Source organism: Arthrobacter sp. Br18 (assembly GCF_000520555.1).
Classification (GTDB): Bacteria; Actinomycetota; Actinomycetes; order Actinomycetales; family Micrococcaceae; genus Arthrobacter_D.
On the sequence record NZ_KI914874.1, the window covers coordinates 14419 to 15376 of the forward strand.

The following is a 958-nucleotide window of genomic DNA, read 5'->3' on the forward strand; positions in this document are numbered from 1 at the left end:
CGGGTAAGCTGGGCATGCTCGGCGCGGGGCAGAAATTCCGTCGCGGCAGCAGGCCCCTGTAGCTCAGTAGGATAGAGCGTCCCTCTCCTAAAGGGAAGGTCGTCGGTTCGATTCCGGCCAGGGGCACAGACACCTACCGGCTGTGTCGTCCGCACGCCGGACCGGGAACGCCTAGACCTGGCTGAGGGCCTCTGGTTCCTCATCCACCGCGACGTTCTTCTGCACCGCGAACTGGGTACGGTGCAGTTCCTCGTAGCGTCCACCGATCGCGAGCAGCTCATCATGGGTTCCGCGCTGCACGATGCGGCCGTCCTCGATCACCAGGACTGCCCAGCCGCCGACCGGTTTTTCATCCCTGCCTGACGAACGGGTAAGCTGGGCATGCTCGGCGCGGGGCAGAAATTCCGTCGCGGCAGCAGGCCCCTGTAGCTCAGTAGGATAGAGCGTCCCTCTCCTAAAGGGAAGGTCGTCGGTTCGATTCCGGCCAGGGGCACAGACACCTACCGGCTGTGTCGTCCGCACGCCGGACCGGGAACGCCTAGACCTGGCTGAGGGCCTCTGGTTCCTCATCCACCGCGACGTTCTTCTGCACCGCGAACTGGGTACGGTGCAGTTCCTCGTAGCGTCCACCGATCGCGAGCAGCTCATCATGGGTTCCGCGCTGCACGATGCGGCCGTCCTCGATCACCAGGATCACATCGGCCGTGCGGATCGTGGACAGCCGATGGGCGATGACCATGGCGGTCCGCCCCTCGAGGGCCTCGCTCAGCGCGGCCTGGACCGCAGCCTCCGACGTCGAATCCAGCGCCGCCGTCGCCTCGTCGAGGATCACGACGCGCGGCTGCGCCAGCAGAAGACGCGCGATGGTCATGCGCTGCCTCTCGCCGCCGGACAACCGGTAGCCGCGCTCCCCCACCATGGTGTCGAGCTGGTCCGGCAGCGACTTCACCAGCGGCTC

The 958-nt window shown here is 66.5% G+C and carries 2 protein-coding genes and 2 tRNA genes; 2 read left to right on the forward strand and 2 right to left on the reverse strand.

The genetic code is table 11. The annotated features are described in order from the left end of the window. The first annotated feature begins 52 nt into the window (after positions 1–52). Positions 53–126 (forward strand) — tRNA-Arg (locus Y704_RS0112175). A 45-nt stretch (positions 127–171) separates the two neighbouring features. On the opposite strand, the gene Y704_RS24060 is transcribed toward Y704_RS0112175, so the two are convergent. Beyond that, on the reverse strand, positions 172–321 hold the full coding sequence (locus Y704_RS24060; protein ID WP_155850362.1) for a hypothetical protein: 150 nt from the start codon (positions 319–321) through the stop codon (positions 172–174). Between the two features lie 98 nt (positions 322–419). On the opposite strand from Y704_RS24060, the gene Y704_RS0112185 reads away from it, so the two are divergent. Next, positions 420–493: transfer RNA gene (locus tag Y704_RS0112185), tRNA-Arg, on the forward strand. Positions 494–538: 45 nt separating this feature from the next. Here Y704_RS0112185 and Y704_RS25305 read toward each other — a convergent pair. After that, positions 539–958 (reverse strand): ATP-binding cassette domain-containing protein (locus tag Y704_RS25305; protein ID WP_035772616.1); only part of this gene is annotated, 420 nt, incomplete at its 5' end.